We start from the raw sequence: 13,625 nt of genomic DNA, 5'->3' as shown, positions 1-13,625 counted from the left end.
GTTAAATTTAATCATGGGGGAGAACAGGATGAAAATAGCATTTGTTTCGGACATACATGGAAATGGAATAGCATTTGATGCAGTGCTTCAAGATATTGCTTCTAAAAACGTAGATAAAACGATTGTCTTAGGCGACTTATGTTTTCGCGGACCAGAACCAAAAAGGTCTCTAGATCTAGTAAGATCACTTAATACAACAGTGCTTAAGGGTAATGCAGATGAGTGGGTACTCAGGGGAATTAAGGAAGGGGAAGTCCCTGACAAAGCCTTAGAATTAATGCGTAAAGAACGGGAATGGACGTATAACCAATTAAGCGAGGAAGATCTAGAGTATTTGCGTAGTCTTCCACATGAAGCGAACATTGCCCTTACTGATGAATTGACCATACATGCTTTTCACGCGACACCTTCCAGTTTGTTTGATGTCGTTCCAGCAAGTGCTTCCAATGAAGAAATGGAAGAAAAGCTAATGGGAAATGATGACGCATCTATTTTTGTATATGGTCATATTCATTTTCCATACATACGCTTTTTCAAAGGAAAAGCAGTTGCGAATCTTGGAAGTGTTGGAGTTCCTTTTGATGGACTGCCACAAGCTTCGTATTTGCTAATTGAGGGTCAAGGCAAGCAGTTTAATATACAAATTCAACGAGTGGCTTATGATGTTGAAAAGACTGTACAACGTTATGAAGATGTGGGTTACCCTAATTTAAATATGAAGAAGGTTATTCAAAATGGGAGTTTGTAAATCAGCCTCATATTTTTTTGAATAACGTATCTTTCTCATTCATAGAATGAAAGTGAATCATGTTTACTTCTAGAAAAGTCGGGGAATAGACTTGTCATAACATATTAGAAATGGTTGTTGTAAACGATTTCTTTACAATATTGTGAAAACATGAGCATTGAAAGCTCATTAGGGGTAAAATATAAGTAAGGAATGTTGGTGCAGAGGCGGCGGTCATTTTACAAGATTAGCAGATGGAGAGGTGTGGTAATGATGGCTAAATTCATTGTGAATACTGGAGAGAGAAAAGAAGTGCATAAAGCAACGCACACGAAGCCTGATTGTAACATTGACCTCATTGGCAACACTAACAGAATTGATACGTACGTAGATTATACAATTTTATATCCTGACACATATACAACGTGCAGTCACTGTTACAATGAAGCTCCGTTAGGGGATGCTGAAGTTGTTGTAAGGGAATACGCTGAAAATACTTTAAGTATCAATTAAGAAAAGATATTCTAACAGTCACACTCTTTATATGATGTTATATATGCCGAAAAAGAAAAGCCCTCGTAAAATTAATTTACGGGGGCTGATTTATGTATTTTGTAAGAAACAAATTTGTATTATCTGTTCACGTAATTCTGTTTTCTTCGACACAGGTTAAATTATGTATGACTTATTTAGAAACGACGGACCTAGTTTTCTCATAGCGATTCCATTGGTGTTCACTTGTAACGATGGAATCTGTAGTTTTTCTATTTTCCATGTGATTTAGGAGACGAGTTTTAATAGTTTCGATTAGTCCTTCAGTAGTTGCTCCCTTGTCATTCCCCATCTGCCATAACTGTTCTAATAAGTCTTTTAAATCTTTTTCAGTCAAGTTCACTTGTTCTTTTGCCACGCTTTTCCCCCCTACGACATAAGCTAACAGTTCAATAGATATAATTATAGTATTTTATTGAAGGAAAAGGAATACTTTTCTGTAATTTTGTTGGAAATAATAGATTTTTTTGATCTATTACCAATCGGACATACAAAAGGGGGACATGATAAAATGAAGAACATACTGATTAAACCTATTCCAAAATTAAGGGTATTTAAAGTCTCAGAAAAAAAGGCATTACAAAGGAAAAGGGAGAACTTATAAAAGAGGCAACATTAAAGTTTTACATACCTAAAAAAAAGGAGTGGTTCGAATGAAATGGGGATTATTAGGAGCATCTGGTATTGCAAGGAGTGCTTTAATGCCAGCATTTGAAAGAGCGGAAAATACAGAAGTAGTTGCTGTTGCTAGTTTAAGTGGCAAAGGGCAGGCATTTGCAGAAGAATTTAACATACCGAAAGTTTACAATGACTATGAAGCAATGCTGCAAGATCAAGAGATTGATGCGGTTTACATATCACTGCCGAACGACTTACACAAAGAATGGACCATAAAGGCTGCAGAGCATGGAAAACATGTGTTATGTGAAAAACCTGCTGCTACGACCTACTCTGATGCTAAGGAAATGATCGACGCTTGTGAAAAACATGGTGTGAAGTTTCTAGAGGCCTTTATGTATCAATTCCACCCACAGCACGAATGCGTGAGGGAAATTATTCAATCTGGAGAAATTGGGGAAGTAAATCTAATGAAGGCTAGCTTTTCTTTCTATTTAGATACTACGGAAGAGAACATTAGACTTGATAAGGAAAAAGGCGGCGGGGCTATTTTTGATATTGGGTGTTATGGTCTACATTCAGTTTTTGCCGTGTTAGAGTCCAAGCCTGTGGAGATTAACCGCGTGGCTGATATTCATTCTGAGCTTGAAGTAGACTTGTCAGACCTCATTTCAATGAAAATGGAAAATGGCGTGCTTGCACAAGTAGACTGCAGCTTCCAACAGCCATTTAAACAAAGTTATGAAGTAATTGGGACAAAGGGACGTATTAAAGTTTTGGCAGCGTATCGTCCTGATGTTGTAGCAGAGGACGGACCAGGGACAATCGTGATTGAAACTGACGAAGGTACGCGAGAAGAAGTGGTAACTGGTGACCAGTATAAGCTAGAAGTTGACGCATTAACAGAAGCAGTAACTGCTGGCAGGTCTTTAGAAAAATATAGTGACTTGACCCTCACTTACTTGAAAACGATTGAAGCTGCAATGAGATAATTATTATGTCATTGGAGATGACATCTTTTACACAACTGAATATGATATTAACGAAGCAGATGATCTATATGGTCATCTGTTTTATTGTGATGGAAGGGGAGATCATTGATGGGCACGGAGGAGCTTACTGAACTAATGATTGAGATAAAAAATATGGGGGAAGGGGATATGGAGACAGTAGAGCTGCTAACTTTCATCGAAGAGAAACTGGCAAATCAGGTACAAGAAGATATTTGATTTTTTAAGTATTATAAATGCTTATGCGAGCAATTGTGTGAATGGGATATGTATTCTGAGAGTAATTGTATGAATGAGATATGTTTAATTGTATGGGAAAAATAAATGTTTATTGAGGGTAATTGTATGTGGGAAATAAACATTTTATTAGAGTAATTTTAGGTGGAAATTAAATTTTTGCTGAGGCATTTTCCAATCTTTATGCATAAAATATCACACTAATAAATTATTCATTATATGTATAAAATCCTCATTTTTCCAGATACTAATGGAAAAATAACTTGAGGTGATTGAAATGGGAATCATGAAAGCATTCTCAGATTGGACAAATGCTCGGTACCAAAAGAAAATCGAGAAAATGGAATCTAAAGGATATTGCCCAGATTGCCGTGGGCGTGGATTTCATACCTTTCCAAATGAGTATTTTTATGCACCAACATATGACTGTCCAGGGTGTAATGGCTCAGGTGCATTTGCAGATTGGGAAAAATAAAGTGTTTTATATACAAAAACCTCCGCAATAAGTACCGAAGTACCTAATTGCGGAGGAAAAAAAAGGTACTTTTATAATAATATCATCATAGATTATTGTCAAGTATACTTTGAAACTTTTTCACAACTTTTATGAAATTAAATTGGAAAATGATCAAAATGTGTCTGTAATTTCTGCGTTGTCTGGAGTTAGAGGGGGGAGTGCGGACGGTCTGCGGACAAAAGTGATGGAAGAGAAGGGGGATTTGTCCGTAGCTGTGAGGTCTGCGGACAAAAGTAAAGGAAAAGAAGGTAGAAATGTCCGCAGTTGTGTGATCAGCGGACAAAAGTAAATGAAAAGAGCGTAGATTTGTCCGCAGTTGTGTGATCAGCGGACAAAAGTAAATGAAAAGAGCGTAGATTTGTCCGCAGCTGTGAGCACAGCGGACAAAAGTAAATGAAAAGAGCGTAGATTTGTCCGCAGCTGTGAGCACAGCGGACAAAAGCCATGGAATCGAAGGTTGATTTGTCCGCAGCCGTGAGCGCAGCGGACAAAAGTAAAGGAAAAGAGCGTTGAAATGTCCGCAGCTGTGAGCGCAGCGGACAAAAGTAAAGGAAAAGAGCGTTGAAATGTCCGCAGCCATGATCTCAGCGGACAAAAGTAAAGGAAAAGAAGGAAGATTTGTCCGCAGCTGTGAGCACAGCGGACAAAAGTGCTGGAAAAGAAGTTTGAAATGTCCGCAGCCGTGATCTCAGCGGACAAAAGTAAAGGAAAGATCGTTGAAATGTCCGCAGCCATGATCTCAGCGGACAAAAGTAAAGGAAAAGAAGGTAGATTTGTCCGCAGCTGTGAGCACAGCGGACAAAAGTAAAGGAAGAGAAGGAAGATTTGTCCGCAGCTGTGAGCGCAGCGGACAAAATACATGAAAGAGAGTGAGTAAATGTCCGCAGCAACGTAAACTGCGGTCACAATAAAAAATATGAGAACTACAGTTCCTTTTTACTTTTAGAAGTGCTATTATATATATGATAATAGTCCCTCTTTTAGCTTCAATAAAACTCCATTGATGCGTACGCTAATACCCAATTGAACAAAACTCTATCTCAAACCTCCCAATACTTTTTCCAAAAAACAAATTTTTTCCAAAAAAACAAAATGTTTTCCAAAAACAAAATTTTTACCCAAAAAACAAAATATTTTCCAAAAAAAACCATTTTTCCAAAATGAAATATTTCCAAAAATCAATAATGTCACCACCAATTAAACTAGTGGTAGGAGGTGAATTGTAATGGCAGTTCATCAGGAACCGTATGATTTCATTGATATTCCGGCACCTCAGCATGGGGAAAGCTCATACTATCGCGTGATATTTGGAGACGTGGATTGGTATGAAAATCAGGAGTTAAAAAGTGCAATTTATGTGTTGATGGGAGATGAAAAGGGGCTCAAGTACCGTCGTGTGCCTCACATTTTAACAACTCCAAATACGCCAGATGGTTTGACTGACCTAGATAAAGTGATGGCAGCTGTGAAAAAGTTAAGGACTAGACATTACCTCATTTAAGAAAAATGCAAGAAAAGTTAATCAATTTTAACAAAATTACTTCTATGGTTTTACATAATTTTCCGATCGTCTGCGCAAAATATGGAAAATGGTTTGTAAAAGTGGAGGTGTGGACGATGGGACTATTATCATCTATTACAGATTACTTTGCCCAAAGGATAAAGGAATCGGAGCAGGCACCAACGGCTCATAACACTGGAGGGGAAGGGGCCTGCCCAGATTGCCATGGGTATGGCTATCATATGTATAGTAATGAATACTTTTTTGTTTCCTCTCATGCTGAATGCAGGGGTTGCAATGGAGTTGGATCAATGGAGAGCTGGAAGATGAATCATGAAGGTAGCAGCCAATGACTGCTACCTTCTGTTTTAATATGAAAGAGAGTTACTGGCGGTTATCAGCCAATTAAATCTCTCTACTTGGTAAGCCATATACCATCGTAGTGGAACATGGAATGGTTCCAATCTAGTAGTTGCATAGAAAACGTGTTTTTAAGAGTCACCCAAATAGTGTTCCACGCTCTAGTTGCTCTTCTAACTTATTCATTTTTTGCTTGACGCTGTTTGAAGATATTTGAAGGGCTCTAATGGCTTTCCCTTTATTATGAGAAAGTTGATAGACTATGTCATTGAATAGGAGTTGCATATCTTTAATAATAGAACAAGCTGCAGAATTATAGAGAGTCACGTTATGGAAGCGATGGTTACTAAAAATGGCTGAATCAATATAAGGTCTTAATTCATCAACGAGGGACGGATAGTTATTTTGAAGCGCAGACAAGCCGTTTCTGATTCCTTCAATGATTTCCAAAATATCATCCACTGGCTTCAAAGCTTCATTGACCGCGTTTTTCACTCTAGTATTGTAATCAGTAAATAAGCTCATTGCTAGGCTAGGTACACTGCCGTAAAGAGCAAGATTCGTTCCTGTGTTAATGGTGAATTTAATGGTGTCCCCAAGACGTTCCAAGTTTTTAAGGAGGAAATCTATTTTAAAAATTACATTATTTATAATCGGGTGTGTTGCCTTCTTAAATAATTCAGTGGCACCGTCTACTGCTATCTGCTTTATTCTCATATGCATCAATAAATAGGGGGATTCTTCCATTTCAACGATACTTGTCTTAAGTACATCAGATAGATTTAGAGCACTGCTTATAGAGTTCCCCCGACTTATGCTGAGGTCAAGAAGATGGAATTTCTCTCCTGTTGCAACAACTTGTGACTGGTACTCTTCTATTTGTGCAATTGCCTTCTCCTGATTTTGTTGTACGATATACAAATGTGATTTTAACTCACCAACTACAAAATCATAGAATTTGTTTTGCCCTCCGTGAAGGATATCTGCAATATGATCCATTACTATCGTTTGGAGACTGTCTGTAAGTCTATCAACAGCATCTTCTAACTCGTAAAGGGCGTTTCTGATTTCTTGACAAATGCTCTCTACGCTAATATCTTTTTTTACTAGAAATTCGAACAGTTCCATTGGAGGAGAATTCAAAACAGAATTGAGTGCTTGGCACCTGACTTCTAAAATATTGACGAAGCTATGTAGTGCTGCAACCATCTCTTTCAGCCTTCTATTCTTTTCATTTAGAAGACTATTTGTTTCCCGTCGTATCATTTCTTGGAAAACAATTCGCAGTGTATTTAATCGATTGTTAATATCTGCTCCTTCCGCTTCTACAATTGCAACGGAGCTGTTTATATAGCTCTGTGTTCTTTCCAGCCTTTCGATTACTCTTGTTTCCAACCCATCACCAAGTTTAAGTAAATGCTCTCGATCGATACGGATAGGAATGGAATTTCCACCATATAGAGGCTCTCCTGTCCACATGCTTGTAACAATATGTTCATGGGCATCCATATATATTTTCACATGATCAACAGTACCTTTATCACCACTCTCATAATAGGGGATGTGTTGCCCATCTTGACGCACATAGCCTGTATGATTTGGTCCTAATGCCTGGTAGGCGGGAATTCCATGATTAATATCATATTGATTCCCAGGAACACGGTGGTCCAATTGACCAGCACGGATACTTAAATTGAGAATATCGTATTGGCTGATATAATTTGTAATGTTGGGATATTCAGCGTCCTCCACAACCATTTCATATGGCAACAATGCAGGGTTAATCGTTACTGATTTCACCTCTGGATTTTTCACTGCAACGCTGTTTGCAAGGGCACCACCTAATGAGTTCCCACAAACGTAAGAAATCTCATGTCCGCTTTTTTCAAGTTCAGCTTGCATTTGTAAAAAATAGTCGTTTGCAGCTTGAAGTTGGGGAGGAGTAGGTCCATTTAATAGCTTCACATTTGTGTACAAATCTAGTATTCCATACTTGGCATCTAAATTTGTCCCAACATAGGTAATAATAAACTCACCAGTGTCGACGTTCTGCAAAGTCAAAGCGTCAAGGCCGGTGGGGTGGTCGTAGTTGGTGTCGACGACTCTAAAAGTTGAATTATCTATTAATATTCTATCACCGATGGATCGTTCTAAATATGCGTATAATCCAGCTAATTTAACAAGTTCTGGGTCACTAGTAGTGTTAAGTTTATTAACTGGCATATATAGACTACTCATAATGCCTCTTCCTTTCATGTTAATTTTTTATGATTGGGGCAATATTGCCTTCAATTAAAGTATTGTCCTTATGCCCCATTCCTGAAAATTTATTAATATTATTATCGTGTAAAGAAACAGTGTATGAACCTTTAGGAAAAACATCTAAGTATTTTATGTCCTCAAGAAGTTGTTCAAAGATAACATCATCTGGTTCCGAATTTGGTTCATTCATATATAAATTAATTACAAGTGAAAAGTCTTCGGGATTATAACTACTTACGTCGAAATATTCCTTTAACTCTCTATTTGAAATATTAGGGTTATCAAAGTAGGGTTCAATTAATTGATCAAACTCCTCCCTCATTGACATAGTTTGTATAAAGTAATAGGGGGTTGTATAACCTGAACTTTTTACATTATTTATCGCAGTTTGAGGTAAACCTGTCACTGGGAAATTTTTTTTAAACTCTTCAAAATACTGATCAAGGGAGGCAAATTCCTCCTCCATAACCATCACTAATAACCCCCCATAGAGAGCTTGTTCTACCTGCATCTCTACTGTCCAAATATCATCTGGGAATATCTTCTCTTCTATAGCATCGACTGGCATCATCGCAAAAGTATGAAACTTAGGCTCATTTGGCGACTCCACAAACACCATGATTCCATGTTTGGCACCAACTGCATTATGAACGATGACTTCTGTTTTATATTCCTCAAGAAAAAACTTTTGTGTTGCCTCTGCAATCTCATCAAACTTCTCTTTAGCAATAGGGTCATTTCTCTGCCCATCAGGTAAGTCCTTTTCTTCACCTGTGTAGTCGTTAACACTGACATAAGCTTCCCTGGCATGTTTTTCTTCGGGTGTTTCGGTTATTTCATCCATTACTTCACATCCTCCAATCATGATTAGTACTAGTAAAGAGATTGCTAGTATGATTGATTTCGTTTTCATGTCGTATCCTCCTGAACCATGTATGTTCTAAGTAACTTTGACCTGCAACTCTAATCTATAGTTTAGCGGATAAAAGTTAAAGTGTGGAGGTTTTAATTACATTTTTATCCATAAAAGAGAAAAATGGGAGTTTGGTAGGGGAAGTGGAATTTGAATGTTTATAATAACGGTCCTTTATTAGGGATTTAGGTGTGGTTAATAAGAGGGAGGCAGGAACACGGTGGTCCAATTGACCAGCACGGATACTTAAATTGAGAATGTCGTATTGACTGATATAATTTGTAATATTGGGATATTCAGCGTCCTCCACAACCATTTCATATGGCACCAATGCAGGGTTAATCGTTACTGATTTCACCTCTGGATTTTTCACTGCGACGCTGTTTGCAAGGGCGCCACCTAATGAATTCCCACAAACGTAAGAAATCTCATGTTCGCTTTTTGCAAGTTCCGCTTGCATTTGTAAAAAATAGTCGTTTGCAGCTTGAAGTTGGGGAGGAGTAGGTCCATTTAATAGCTTCACATTTGTGTACAAGTCTAGTATTCCATACTTGGCATCTAAATTTGTCCCAACATAGGTAATAATAAACTCACCAGTGTCGACGTTCTGCAAAGTCAAAGCGTCAAGGCCGGTGGGGTGATCGTAGTTGGTGTGGTATATCTCAAATCTAGAACTACCAATTTCAATTGTGTAACCTTGAGGGCGTTCAAGATATGCCTCAAGACCTGCCAATTGAACAAGTTCTTGATCCTTTGTAGTATCCTGATTGAGCTGTGGTATAGTTAAGTTGTTCATATTCTCCCTCCTAATGTCTTCTAACTATTCTATTTGGACCATGTAATTGTAAACTGTTGTCTTTATCTCCCATTCCTGAGTATTTGTTAATGTTGTTATCGTGTAAAAATAATGAGTACCTTCCTTTAGGGAGCCCTTCTCTCTTTTCAATATCTGAAATAATTTGTTGGAAAATTGCATCATTTGGCTGCATATCAGGTTCATTCATAAACAAATTAATGACAAAACTTAAATTCTCTGCATCATGATCTAATTTATCAAATTGTTTTTTTAATTCCTCTTTACTAATTTCAGGATTACTAAAGTATAACTGGTTAATTGGTTGATATTCTTCCTTAATAAATAAATGTGAAATAAAATAATATGGTGTTGTATAGCCGTTATAAGTAGCATTATTAATTGCTTCTTGGCGAAATCCCACAACAGGGTATTTCTCTTTTATTTCAATAAAAAATTTGTCAAGTGACATGATTTCATCCTCCATAATCATCGCTAAAATTCCTGTAAAAATATCCCGTTCAACTGTATTCTCAACTGTCCAAATATTATCAGGGAATATTTTCTCTTCTTTAGCATCGACAGGCATCATCGCAAAGGTATGGAACTTAGGCTCATTTGGCGACTCTACAAACACCATGATTCCGTGTTTGGCGCCAACTGCGTTATGAACGATGACTTCTGTTTTATATTTCTCAAGGAAAAATTTATGGGTTGCCTCTGCTATTTCGTCGAACTTCTCTTTAGCAATAGGGTCATTTCTCTGCCCATCAGGTAAATCCTTTTCTTCACCGGTGTATTCATTCACACTGACATAAGCTTCCCTGAAGTGTTTTTCTTCGGGTGTTTCCGTTATTTCATCCATTACTTCACATCCTCCAATCATGAGTGATACTAATAAAGAGATTGCTAGTATGATTGATTTCATTTTCATGTCGTATCCTCCTGAACCATGTATGTTCTAAGTAACTTTCAGCTGCAACTCTAATCTATAGTTTAGGGGATAAAAGTTAAAATTTGGAGGATTTAATTACATTTTTATCCACAAAAGAGAAAAATGGGAGTTTGGTAGGGTTAGGGGTTTAAAATATAAAATTACTTACAATAATGGTCGTTAATTAGGGATTTAGGTGTGGTTAATAAGAGGTACAGGTAGCAGCCAATGACTGCTACCTTTTGTTTTATGTAAAAGGGAGTTTTGAGGAAGTCATGAAGGGCTTCACGCAACTAAGGACTAACTTCCTCGCCTGTTTTGTAATCCCATAAGATCCACCATTCCCCCTCTTCTTTTGTGGCAAAAACATCTTTGATCATCTTAAAATTGCCATACTTTCCGCCATAATCTTTTGTTACAGTGATTTTATAGACATCAAGTTCCTCTCCTTCCTCTGTCATTTGCCATTTCTTGATTCGTTTTGCCCTGCTTAAGGAATAGTCAAATGTTTTTACCTCAAAGTGATTCATAAAAACATGGGCTCGGTCTTGCATATAATGATTCCTTGAGAACTTCTCCTTCATTTTTGGGTGGAACATATCCCAGGAAGAAGAGTACCTAGCCTCTTGTTCGTAAGCGTAAAAATCATCCACTGTATTTTTAGCCTGTTGAGCGGGAAGAAAAAATAAAAGATAGATAACGAGGATAATGACCGCGATGATGCTCCCGATTGAGACAAACACAATGAATGGAGAACTTCTATTATACAAAGGAAAACCTCCTTTATATCCATAAGGGTTGTATACCTAATCCTATTCATTGTCCTAAAGAAACATGCTTGGTGTGTTGGAATCTAATTAGCTTCGAATTACGACCAATGAGGGAAGTAAAGTTAATAGAATTAGGAGAGAAACTGTCCTTATTTATTGTATCGAAAAAGTTATTGGCTGAATCCTTTTGAAGAATTTCGATTTTTCAGACATAAAAGCGTTACTTTGTACGAACAATGAGATTGAATGAAAACGAACCTTTGAATGTTGTTAAACTAAAAATTACTAAACTGAATTTTTCAAAACAATAACTGACCGAATTATTCAAATTTGTACCTATTAACCTACATATAATCAACTAACATTCCTACCATTTATTAGGACCATTGAACAGTCAATAACACTAGAGAGGGGGCTTCCTTTTGATGAAGAGATTTTACTCCATTTTTTCAGGCATCATAATAGCTTCAATCCTTACTGCATGTGGACAGGGGACGGATAATATAGTGGAAATAGATAGCAAAGGATTTGGGGATTTGTTAGAGCGAACGGAACGGCTATCATTACCATATTATGAAGAGCCGCCACCATTTTTTTCGAAAAAATCAGCAGGAAATTCTCAAGAAGATGATGAAGGTAAGGAAGAAGTAATGGAAGAACAAGGACAGAAGATAGAGCATGCGGAAGAGGAGCAAGTGATAGAAGATCAGGACAATTCTGGTGGCCAAAACGATGAAGGGGCTTCGAAAACAGAGGAAGAGGACAAAGACAAAGCCGAAACTGAACAATCTGAAAGCGAGCAACAAGAGGAAGGGAGTGATGATGTGAGAAAAGATCCGTCAAAATATAGGGTGCTTTCCCATGAGGAAGCAAGTAAAGATCCTGATATCTCAGATTATATTGCCCGGCTCAATCAAAATACGAAGATCCGTGGTTGGAATACGGTGGAATATCGGGGGGGAACGGTTCTAATTGTTTCAGCAGGTGAGAGAAGGACTGGGGGATACAGCTTGAATATTGTGGGGGCAAGTGCTGAAGATGGGGGAATCCGAGTTGACATAATGGAACATGAGCCTGCTCCTGATGCCATGGTGACGATGGCGCTCACAAACCCGTTGATAGTGATTGAATTTCCAGATGTAACTCCTGATCAAAACTGGATTGTAATGGATGTGAAGCGGGGAGAACCTTTCCCGTACTGGAGCAATTCTTCAGGTTTGCTGAAATAGTTTTGCTAAAACTTTAAAACATACTTTTCCTTAACTCGAAATCCATATACAATAAGAGTAATAGTTTCGATATGATAGGTGGGCGATCAATGAAAAAGGCAATAGCTTTACTTTTTATTATGGCAGGCTTCATTATCATTGGATTTGCAGGCTATGAGATTTATCAGACGCAGGCGAAGGAAAAGGAAGCTTTAGAAATGGCAAGGGAACTCGTTTTTTCAAAAGAACAAAGTGATCGGTCATTCGAGGATACGTTGGAAGACTTCGATCCTGGTGATGGTGATGTTATAGGGATTCTGCACATTCCAAGGCTAGATGCTGATTTACCTATTGTGCAGGGAACTCATGAAGATGACCTGGCTAGAGGTGTGGGACATTATACTGGAACGGCTTACCCAACAGATGGGCGCCAGATTCTCCTTTCTGGACACCGTGATACAGTATTTCGTAACTTAGGTAAGTTGGAGCTTGGTGACACTTTTGAAATTCACATGAATTATGGAACTTTCGTGTATGAAATCATGGAGACAGATATCGTTGATGCAGATGATCGAACTGTGATCGATTATTCCATTGATGAAGAATTGTTGACCGTTTCCACGTGCTATCCTTTCAACTTTGTTGGTAGTGCGCCAGATAGATATATCCTTCACGCTAAGCCAGTGGAATGATGAAGTGGGGAAGGTCGTAATAGGTGACGCGTGTTTGGAGCGCGAATTATGGGTTGCGGAGTTGGATGGCGAAACTGGCAACCACTTTTAGGTTTTAGTTAGGTGTAGAGCAAATTTGAGATTTTTTGAGTATAAAGTAAAGATTGAGATTGTAGCGAAATGGCACTTGAATACTAATCTAATGTTTTTGGTTGCCATAGTAGAAAGCCATTCCTTTTATATTTGGAATCTTTTATCGAGATTTCAAATGAGGGAGTGGCTTTTTTTGGTGGTTTTGTTTCAGAGGTTTAATTGATTGATTCTATGATTTTGGAATTGAGTTGGGAGTTTTTTGAGTGATTAAATGGACTTTGATTTTAGAGCTTTATTAGAGCTTTTGAGCTTTTTCTAGAAAAAACTATTATGAAGTTTTTAAAAGGGGGGTACTATTCTGTGCATCTTTTTTCTGAGGTTGCTACCAGGGGGTGGATTCCTGGGGTAGTGTCAAAAGTTCTATGAAAAAATAGACCAACATGAGATGGTTATTATTTT

Annotated in this window: 17 protein-coding genes and 1 pseudogene; 12 read left to right on the top strand and 6 right to left on the bottom strand. The window is 37.8% G+C overall.

All coding sequences use genetic code 11. The annotated features are described in order from the left end of the window. The first annotated feature begins 28 nt into the window (after positions 1-28). Both BW724_RS18295 and BW724_RS18290 read left to right on the top strand, forming a co-directional pair. Complete coding sequence (locus BW724_RS18295) at positions 29-748, top strand: metallophosphoesterase family protein (protein WP_088076581.1); 720 nt, start codon at positions 29-31, stop codon at positions 746-748. A 252-nt stretch (positions 749-1,000) separates the two neighbouring features. Further along, complete coding sequence (locus tag BW724_RS18290) at positions 1,001-1,240, top strand: hypothetical protein (protein ID WP_140355003.1); 240 nt, start codon at positions 1,001-1,003, stop codon at positions 1,238-1,240. Positions 1,241-1,412: 172 nt separating this feature from the next. On the opposite strand, the gene BW724_RS18285 is transcribed toward BW724_RS18290, so the two are convergent. Next, positions 1,413-1,637, bottom strand: a complete 225-nt coding sequence (locus tag BW724_RS18285) for a hypothetical protein (protein ID WP_088076579.1) — start codon at positions 1,635-1,637, stop codon at positions 1,413-1,415. Between the two features lie 295 nt (positions 1,638-1,932). Here BW724_RS18285 and BW724_RS18280 point away from each other — a divergent pair, with 295 nt between their 5' ends. From BW724_RS18280 to BW724_RS18265, 8 genes are all read left to right on the top strand, one after another. Beyond that, positions 1,933-2,889 (top strand): Gfo/Idh/MocA family protein, encoded by a 957-nt coding sequence (locus BW724_RS18280; protein ID WP_088076578.1) that lies wholly within the window; start codon positions 1,933-1,935, stop codon positions 2,887-2,889. 5 nt (positions 2,890-2,894) lie between these two features. Continuing rightward, complete coding sequence (locus BW724_RS24325; protein ID WP_268876160.1) at positions 2,895-3,020, top strand: hypothetical protein; 126 nt, start codon at positions 2,895-2,897, stop codon at positions 3,018-3,020. Then, the gene (locus BW724_RS24320) at positions 2,998-3,126 is read left to right on the top strand and encodes a hypothetical protein (protein ID WP_268876159.1); all 129 of its coding nucleotides are present in this window, start codon (positions 2,998-3,000) and stop codon (positions 3,124-3,126) included. Before BW724_RS24325 ends, BW724_RS24320 begins: the two co-directional genes overlap by 23 nt. A 295-nt stretch (positions 3,127-3,421) precedes the next feature. Next, on the top strand, positions 3,422-3,619 hold the full coding sequence (locus BW724_RS18275) for a methionine aminopeptidase (RefSeq protein WP_088076577.1): 198 nt from the start codon (positions 3,422-3,424) through the stop codon (positions 3,617-3,619). 142 nt (positions 3,620-3,761) lie between these two features. Next, the gene (locus BW724_RS23310) at positions 3,762-3,950 is read left to right on the top strand and encodes a hypothetical protein (RefSeq protein ID WP_140355002.1); all 189 of its coding nucleotides are present in this window, start codon (positions 3,762-3,764) and stop codon (positions 3,948-3,950) included. Between the two features lie 381 nt (positions 3,951-4,331). After that, on the top strand, positions 4,332-4,469 hold the full coding sequence (locus BW724_RS23720) for a hypothetical protein (protein WP_176371457.1): 138 nt from the start codon (positions 4,332-4,334) through the stop codon (positions 4,467-4,469). Positions 4,470-4,886: 417 nt separating this feature from the next. Further along, positions 4,887-5,162, top strand: a complete 276-nt coding sequence (locus BW724_RS18270) for a hypothetical protein (protein ID WP_088076576.1) — start codon at positions 4,887-4,889, stop codon at positions 5,160-5,162. Positions 5,163-5,278: 116 nt separating this feature from the next. Beyond that, positions 5,279-5,515 carry a methionine aminopeptidase gene (locus tag BW724_RS18265; protein ID WP_088076575.1) on the top strand — a complete coding sequence of 79 codons (237 nt, stop codon included), beginning with the start codon at positions 5,279-5,281 and terminating at the stop codon, positions 5,513-5,515. Positions 5,516-5,660: 145 nt separating this feature from the next. Here the strand turns inward: BW724_RS18265 and BW724_RS18260 are convergent, their stop codons facing one another. From BW724_RS18260 to BW724_RS18240, 5 genes and pseudogenes are all read right to left on the bottom strand, one after another. Then, positions 5,661-7,760: an SA1320 family protein gene (locus tag BW724_RS18260; RefSeq protein ID WP_088076574.1), complete on the bottom strand. Its 2,100-nt coding sequence runs from the start codon at positions 7,758-7,760 to the stop codon at positions 5,661-5,663. A 19-nt stretch (positions 7,761-7,779) separates the two neighbouring features. Continuing rightward, positions 7,780-8,697, bottom strand: a complete 918-nt coding sequence (locus BW724_RS18255; protein WP_088076573.1) for a DUF1672 family protein — start codon at positions 8,695-8,697, stop codon at positions 7,780-7,782. A 205-nt stretch (positions 8,698-8,902) separates the two neighbouring features. Next, a pseudogene (locus tag BW724_RS18250) lies at positions 8,903-9,493 on the bottom strand (YqiA/YcfP family alpha/beta fold hydrolase); the annotation flags it as partial. Positions 9,494-9,503: 10 nt separating this feature from the next. Beyond that, the gene (locus tag BW724_RS18245; RefSeq protein ID WP_088076571.1) at positions 9,504-10,424 is read right to left on the bottom strand and encodes a DUF1672 family protein; all 921 of its coding nucleotides are present in this window, start codon (positions 10,422-10,424) and stop codon (positions 9,504-9,506) included. Between the two features lie 293 nt (positions 10,425-10,717). Further along, positions 10,718-11,194 carry a hypothetical protein gene (locus tag BW724_RS18240; RefSeq protein ID WP_235849008.1) on the bottom strand — a complete coding sequence of 159 codons (477 nt, stop codon included), beginning with the start codon at positions 11,192-11,194 and terminating at the stop codon, positions 10,718-10,720. A gap of 425 nt (positions 11,195-11,619) precedes the next feature. On the opposite strand from BW724_RS18240, the gene BW724_RS18235 reads away from it, so the two are divergent. Together BW724_RS18235 and BW724_RS18230 are read left to right on the top strand one after the other, a co-directional pair. Next, positions 11,620-12,423 (top strand): protease complex subunit PrcB family protein, encoded by an 804-nt coding sequence (locus BW724_RS18235; protein WP_088076570.1) that lies wholly within the window; start codon positions 11,620-11,622, stop codon positions 12,421-12,423. Between the two features lie 89 nt (positions 12,424-12,512). Beyond that, entirely contained in the window at positions 12,513-13,094 is a 582-nt protein-coding gene (locus BW724_RS18230) for a class D sortase (protein ID WP_088076569.1), read from the top strand. The last annotated feature ends 531 nt before the right edge of the window (positions 13,095-13,625 follow it).

Origin of the sequence: Litchfieldia alkalitelluris, from assembly GCF_002153425.1 — a bacterium.
GTDB classification, from domain to species: Bacteria; Bacillota; Bacilli; order Bacillales; family Salisediminibacteriaceae; genus Evansella; species Evansella alkalicola.
The sequence above is the reverse complement of the archived record's forward strand: the minus strand, read 5'-3'. Positions and strand labels throughout refer to the sequence as shown.